The sequence below is a fragment of the Salipiger marinus genome, from assembly GCF_900100085.1.
GTDB lineage: Bacteria > Pseudomonadota > Alphaproteobacteria > Rhodobacterales > Rhodobacteraceae > Salipiger > Salipiger marinus.
Genome location: NZ_FNEJ01000031.1, coordinates 49,120 through 54,355, shown reverse-complemented (window position 1 = coordinate 54,355; position 5,236 = coordinate 49,120). Strand labels below are relative to the sequence as shown.

At 67.7% G+C, this 5,236-nt stretch carries 8 protein-coding genes; 7 read left to right on the top strand and 1 reads right to left on the bottom strand.

Annotation, left to right across the window (positions count from 1 at the left end; translation table 11 throughout):
• Window positions 1–221, bottom strand: a 221-nt coding sequence (locus tag BLR51_RS24055) for a type II toxin-antitoxin system RatA family toxin (RefSeq protein ID WP_278184872.1), incomplete at its 3' end; no start/stop codon positions are given.
• Window positions 222–291: 70 nt separating this feature from the next.
• Here BLR51_RS24055 and hpt point away from each other — a divergent pair.
• From hpt to gluQRS, 7 genes are all read left to right on the top strand, one after another.
• A complete protein-coding gene (gene hpt / locus BLR51_RS24050) occupies window positions 292–834 on the top strand; it encodes a hypoxanthine phosphoribosyltransferase (protein ID WP_089848550.1) in 543 nt (180 codons plus the stop codon).
• 25 nt (window positions 835–859) lie between these two features.
• Entirely contained in the window at window positions 860–1,015 is a 156-nt protein-coding gene (locus tag BLR51_RS24045; RefSeq protein ID WP_311135844.1) for a hypothetical protein, read from the top strand.
• Between the two features lie 231 nt (window positions 1,016–1,246).
• Window positions 1,247–1,705, top strand: a complete 459-nt coding sequence (locus BLR51_RS24040; protein ID WP_089848546.1) for a c-type cytochrome — start codon at window positions 1,247–1,249, stop codon at window positions 1,703–1,705.
• Between the two features lie 3 nt (window positions 1,706–1,708).
• The gene (locus BLR51_RS24035) at window positions 1,709–2,602 is read left to right on the top strand and encodes a cytochrome c (protein WP_089848544.1); all 894 of its coding nucleotides are present in this window, start codon (window positions 1,709–1,711) and stop codon (window positions 2,600–2,602) included.
• A gap of 107 nt (window positions 2,603–2,709) precedes the next feature.
• Window positions 2,710–4,068, top strand: a complete 1,359-nt coding sequence (gene trmFO / locus BLR51_RS24030; protein WP_089848824.1) for a methylenetetrahydrofolate--tRNA-(uracil(54)-C(5))-methyltransferase (FADH(2)-oxidizing) TrmFO — start codon at window positions 2,710–2,712, stop codon at window positions 4,066–4,068.
• Window positions 4,065–4,283 (top strand): hypothetical protein, encoded by a 219-nt coding sequence (locus tag BLR51_RS24025; protein ID WP_089848542.1) that lies wholly within the window; start codon window positions 4,065–4,067, stop codon window positions 4,281–4,283. Before trmFO ends, BLR51_RS24025 begins: the two co-directional genes overlap by 4 nt.
• Window positions 4,284–4,286: 3 nt before the next feature.
• Window positions 4,287–5,156, top strand: a complete 870-nt coding sequence (gluQRS, locus tag BLR51_RS24020) for a tRNA glutamyl-Q(34) synthetase GluQRS (RefSeq protein WP_089851768.1) — start codon at window positions 4,287–4,289, stop codon at window positions 5,154–5,156.
• Window positions 5,157–5,236: the final 80 nt, after the last annotated feature.

Genomic DNA, 5,236 nt, shown 5'->3' with positions numbered 1-5,236 from the left:
GGCCACAGCGTGACGCGGCTGCCGAAACGTTCGCGGAACACCTTGAAGCTGATGACCAGATCGGCCAGCATCACCTCGTGATCGCCCTTGTCCTCGCGCGTGCGGATACGCGCGGCCGCTGTCCATGGCAGGAACTGCGGATAATTCGCGACATCGGCCACGAGATCATACATCTGCTGCGCCGTATACGGCAGGCGCTTCGTCTCGGAATGGGTTGGCATGACGCCCCTTTATCGCGTGACAACGCCCGCAGGTTTCCTATGCTGCGCCCGGCTTTGCAAGGGGAGAACCATGCCAGACAAGCCCTATGTGGTAGACCAGATGATTTCTGCCAAATCCATCGCCGCCCGGATCGAGGCCTTGGCGCGCGACATCGAGGCGGAATACGCCGGCACCGAGAAGCTGGTGGTGGTGGGGCTGCTGCGCGGCAGTTTCGTGTTCATCGCCGATCTGGTGCGCGAACTGCACCTGCCGGTGGAGGTCGATTTCCTTGAAGCCTCGTCATACGGCGACGGCATGGAAACCAGCCGCGAGGTGCGGATCCTCAAGGATCTGCGTTCCCCCATCGAAGGCCGCGACGTGCTGCTGGTCGAGGACATCGTCGATACCGGCTTCACGCTCAGCCATGTCATCCACCTGATCGAGAGCCGCAAGCCGCGCAAGCTGCGCACCATCGCCCTCTTGGACAAACCCGCCCGGCGCGAGGTGCAGCTCAGCGCCGACTGGATCGGCTTCGAGATCCCCGATGAATTTGTCGTGGGCTATGGCATCGACTTCGCGCAGCGCAACCGCAACCTGCCCTTCATCGGCAAGGTGCGCTTCACCGACGCCTGACATGCCGCTGCACTGGCTTTTGCGCATGGCCCGCTGGGTCCGCCACCCGCCCTCTGCCGGGCGGGTGAGGCTGGTGCTGATCGTGCTGGCGCTCTGCCTTGCGCTTTACGCGGTGGAACGCTGGATCGGCTGGCCGGAGGCGCTGTCGCCCGACCGGCTGCGCCTGCCCCTGCGGCCCTGACCGCAGGGGGATGATGAAGGTTTCGTGATCCCTTGCCCCGCCGCGGTGCCAAAGGATCCGCAGCACCCCGCAACCCCCTTGTTCCCAACGGGATTTCCCGCCGCCCGTGCCGGGCTGTCGCCCGCGCGGGCCACGCGCAAAAGTCTTGATCCACAAAGGTGTTACGCTACGCTGGCAAAGGTTTTTCCGGGCATCCGCCCGCCCAGCCATGATCAAGCAAGGGAGTTTCTGATGAAGATGACGATTGCAGCCGCAGCGGGGGTCGCGCTGCTTGCCACGGGCGCGCTGGCGCAGGAGCAGGATCTGTCCGGCAATGTGAAGGCCCGTCAGGGGCAGTTCCGGATCATGGCCATCAACCTTGGCATTCTTGGCGACATGGCTCAGGGCAAGACCGAATATGACGCCGAAGCCGCCCAGGCCGCTGCTGACACACTGGTCGCCGTCTCCACCATCAACCAGCCGCCGCTCTGGCCCGAAGGCTCGTCGGAAATGGACATGGACGGCACCCGGGCCAAGGCCGAGATCTGGGACAACATGGACGATTTTGCCTCGAAATGGGCAGGTTTCGGCGAAGCGGCCAGCGCGATGCAGCAGGTTGCCGCCACCGGGCAGGAGGCGATCGGCCCCGCCATGGGCGGGCTTGGCGGCGCCTGCAAGGCCTGCCACGACACCTACCGCGCCCCGCAGTAAGCCATGCGCAGGCTGCTTGCAGGTGTGGCTCTGGCGGGTGTCGCACTCGCCGGGGCCGGATGGGTGCTGACAGCCCCCGATCCCGTCCCCGAGGAACTGCTGGCCGGGCTCAGCGGCGATGCCGCCCGGGGCGAGGCGGTGTTCACCGCCGCAGGCTGCGCCTCCTGCCACCATGCCCCCGACAGCGAGGACCGGCTGGTGCTGGCGGGCGGCCAGAGCTTTCCGTCGGATTTCGGCACCTTCCGCGCCCCCAACATCTCGCCCGATCCCGACCATGGCATCGGTGGCTGGAGCTTCGCGCAATTCGCCAATGCGGTGACGCGCGGCATCTCGCCCGAGGGCCAGCATCTGTATCCCGCCTTCCCCTATACCGCCTATGCGCAGATGGCGCCGCAGGATCTGGCCGACCTCTGGGCCTATATGGCGACCCTGCCCGCCGATGCCACGCCCAACCAGCCGCATGACCTGCCCTTCCCGTTCAGCCTCCGCCGCGGCGTCGGCGTCTGGAAACTGCTTTACGCGGATCGCGGCTTCGTGCTGCCCGACCCCGGCACGCCCGACCTCACCCGGGGCCGCTATCTGGCCGAGGCGCTGGCCCATTGCGGCGAATGCCACAGCCCGCGCACCGCGCTCGGCGGGCTCGACCGCAGCGCATGGCTGACCGGCGCGCCCGATCCGTCGGGGCGCGGCACCATCCCCGGCCTCACCCCCGACCAGCTGGACTGGAGCGCGGAAGACATCGCCTATTACCTCGAATCGGGCTTCACCCCTGACTATGACAGCGCGGGCGGCCATATGGTCGAGGTCATCACCAATTTCGCCGCCCTTCCCGCCGAAGACCGCGCCGCCGTCGCCGCCTATCTCAAGGCCCTGCCCGAAGGTGGCCGCCTCGACTGATCCCGGCTCTTCCTTCGGCTGAAAATATCCCGGGGGTGCGGGGGCAGAGCCCCCGTTTGCCACGCTGCCCTCTTAACAGCGCCAGCGCGATGTCCTATCTGCGCTTCATGGACAAGACACTTCATATCGTGGGCGGCGGCATGGCCGGATCCGAGGCGGCCTGGCAGGCGGCGCGGGCCGGGCTTGACGTGGTCATCCACGAGATGCGGCCCAAGGTGGAAACCTTCGCCCATCAAACCGGCAATCTGGCGGAGATGGTCTGTTCCAACTCCTTCCGCTCCGACGATCACGAACAGAATGCCGTAGGGCTGCTGCATTGGGAAATGCGGCAGGCGGGCTCGCTGCTGATGCAGGCCGCCACCGCGCATCGCCTGCCTGCGGGCGGCGCGCTGGCGGTGGACCGCGACGCCTTTTCGGCCCATGTGACCGAGACATTGCGGGCGCTGCCCAATGTCACCGTCTCCTCCGAGGAAATCACCGCCCTGCCCGATCAGGGCCACTGGATCATCGCCACCGGGCCGCTGACCTCGGACGCGCTGGGGCGCGCGCTGCAGGCCGAAACCGGCACCGAGGCGCTGGCCTTTTTCGACGCCATCGCCCCCATCGTGCACCATGACAGCATCGACATGGGCAAGGCATGGCTGCAGAGCCGCTACGACAAGGGCGAGACCGAGGCCGAGCAGAAGGCCTATATCAACTGCCCGATGACCCGCGACGATTACGAGGCGTTCATCGACGCGCTGCTCGCCGCCGAAAAGACCCAGTTTCACGAGGGCGAGACCGCAGGCTATTTCGACGGCTGCCTGCCCATCGAGGTGATGGCGGAACGCGGGCGTGAAACCCTGCGCCATGGCCCGATGAAGCCGGTGGGGCTGACCAATCCGCACCAGCCCGACCAGAAACCCTATGCCGTGGTGCAGCTGCGCCGCGACAACGCTCTGGGCACGCTCTACAACATCGTGGGCTTCCAGACGAAGATGAAATACGGCGCGCAGACCGAGGTGTTCCGCCGCATTCCCGGACTGGAAAACGCGCAGTTTGCCCGGCTGGGCGGCATCCACCGCAACACCTTCCTCAACTCGCCGACGCTGCTTGACGCGCAGATGCGCCTGCGCTCGCGCCCGCATCTGCGCTTTGCCGGACAGATCACCGGGGTCGAGGGCTATGTGGAAAGCGCCGCCATGGGGCTGGTCGCGGGCCGTCTGGCCGTGGCCGAGATCCTTGGCCAGCCGCTGCCGCCCGTGCCGCAGGACAGCGCCCATGGCGCGCTGATCCATCACATCACCGGTGGCGCCGAGGCCAAGAGCTTTCAGCCGATGAACGTGAATTTCGGCCTGTTCCAGCCGCTGACCGGCCTGCGCGGCGGCAGACGCGGCCGCAAGGACCGCTACAAGGCCTATACCGACCGCGCCAAGGCCGCATGGGCCGACTGGCTTGCGGCACAGGAGGAGGTGATCCCCGCATGAACTATGTGCTTGCCCTGTTCCTGCCGCCGCTGTCGATCCTGCTGCTGGGGCGGATTTTCCTGTCCATCGTCGTCTTCGTGATCTGGGTTCCGGCTATCCTGTTCTCGGGCGGGCTGACGCATCCCATGTTCATCCTGCTGGCCTGGGTGCTGATCTTTCAGGCGCGCGAGGACCGGCGGGCGCGGCGCTACGGACGGCGCGACAGCGACGACTGAGCGATGCGCACCCGCTTTGCGCCCTCGCCCACCGGGCCGCTGCATCTGGGCCATGCCTATTCGGCGCTGCTGGCGCAGGACATGGCCCGCGCGGCGGGCGGGGCGTTTCTGCTGCGGATCGAGGATATCGACAGCACCCGCTCCCGCCCCGCATGGGAGGCGCAGATTTACGACGACCTGCGCTGGCTGGGGCTCGACTGGCCAGAGCCGGTGCTGCGCCAGTCCGACAGGCGCGCCGCCTATGGCGCGGCACTGGACGATCTGTGGCGGCGCGAGCTGATCTATCCCTGCCATTGCACAAGGCGCGACATTGCCGCCGCAGCCTCCGCCCCGCAGGAAGGGGCAGCGCCCGCCATGGGCCCGGACGGGCTGATCTATCCCGGCACCTGCCGCGACCTGCTGCCCCCCGGCTATGGCGCGGGGCCGCGCCCCGACGGCGTGGCGCTGCGGCTCCACATGGCCCCCGCGCTGGATCTGGCGGGGGACGGGCTCGGGTTCTGCGACACCGGCGCGGGGCCATCAGGGCAGACCGGGCGCATCGCCCTGTCCCGCGCCCGCCTGCTGGCCGAGGTGGGCGATGTGGTGCTGTCCCGGCGCGATTTTCCCGGATCCTATCACCTGTCGGTGGTGCTTGACGATGCGGCGCAGCAGATCAGCCATGTGGTGCGCGGGCGGGATCTGTTCGAGGCCACCGCCATCCATGTGGTGCTGCAGCACCTGCTGGGCCTGCCGCAGCCGGTCTGGCACCACCACGCGCTGATCCGGGACGCCGGGGGCAAGCGGCTGGCCAAGCGCGACGATGCGCGCGCCATCGCCAGTTTCCGGGCCGAAGGCGCGACACCACGAGACATCCGCGCCATGGTCGGGCTCTAGCGCGGTTTCGGCTGCCGCCGAGAGGTCAGGCAGAGGGGGCTCTGCCCCCGTCCGCCACAGGCGGACATGTAAGGTCAAAG

Excerpts from the sequence above, each read along its gene's own strand:
- hpt (WP_089848550.1), top strand. The coding sequence starts at position 292 with ATGCCAGACAAGCCCTATGTGGTAGACCAGATGATTTCTGCCAAATCC.
- BLR51_RS24045 (WP_311135844.1), top strand. The coding sequence starts at position 860 with ATGGCCCGCTGGGTCCGCCACCCGCCCTCTGCCGGGCGGGTGAGGCTG.
- BLR51_RS24040 (WP_089848546.1), top strand. The coding sequence starts at position 1,247 with ATGAAGATGACGATTGCAGCCGCAGCGGGGGTCGCGCTGCTTGCCACG.
- BLR51_RS24035 (WP_089848544.1), top strand. The coding sequence starts at position 1,709 with ATGCGCAGGCTGCTTGCAGGTGTGGCTCTGGCGGGTGTCGCACTCGCC.
- trmFO (WP_089848824.1), top strand. The coding sequence starts at position 2,710 with ATGGACAAGACACTTCATATCGTGGGCGGCGGCATGGCCGGATCCGAG.
- BLR51_RS24025 (WP_089848542.1), top strand. The coding sequence starts at position 4,065 with ATGAACTATGTGCTTGCCCTGTTCCTGCCGCCGCTGTCGATCCTGCTG.
- gluQRS (WP_089851768.1), top strand. The coding sequence starts at position 4,287 with ATGCGCACCCGCTTTGCGCCCTCGCCCACCGGGCCGCTGCATCTGGGC.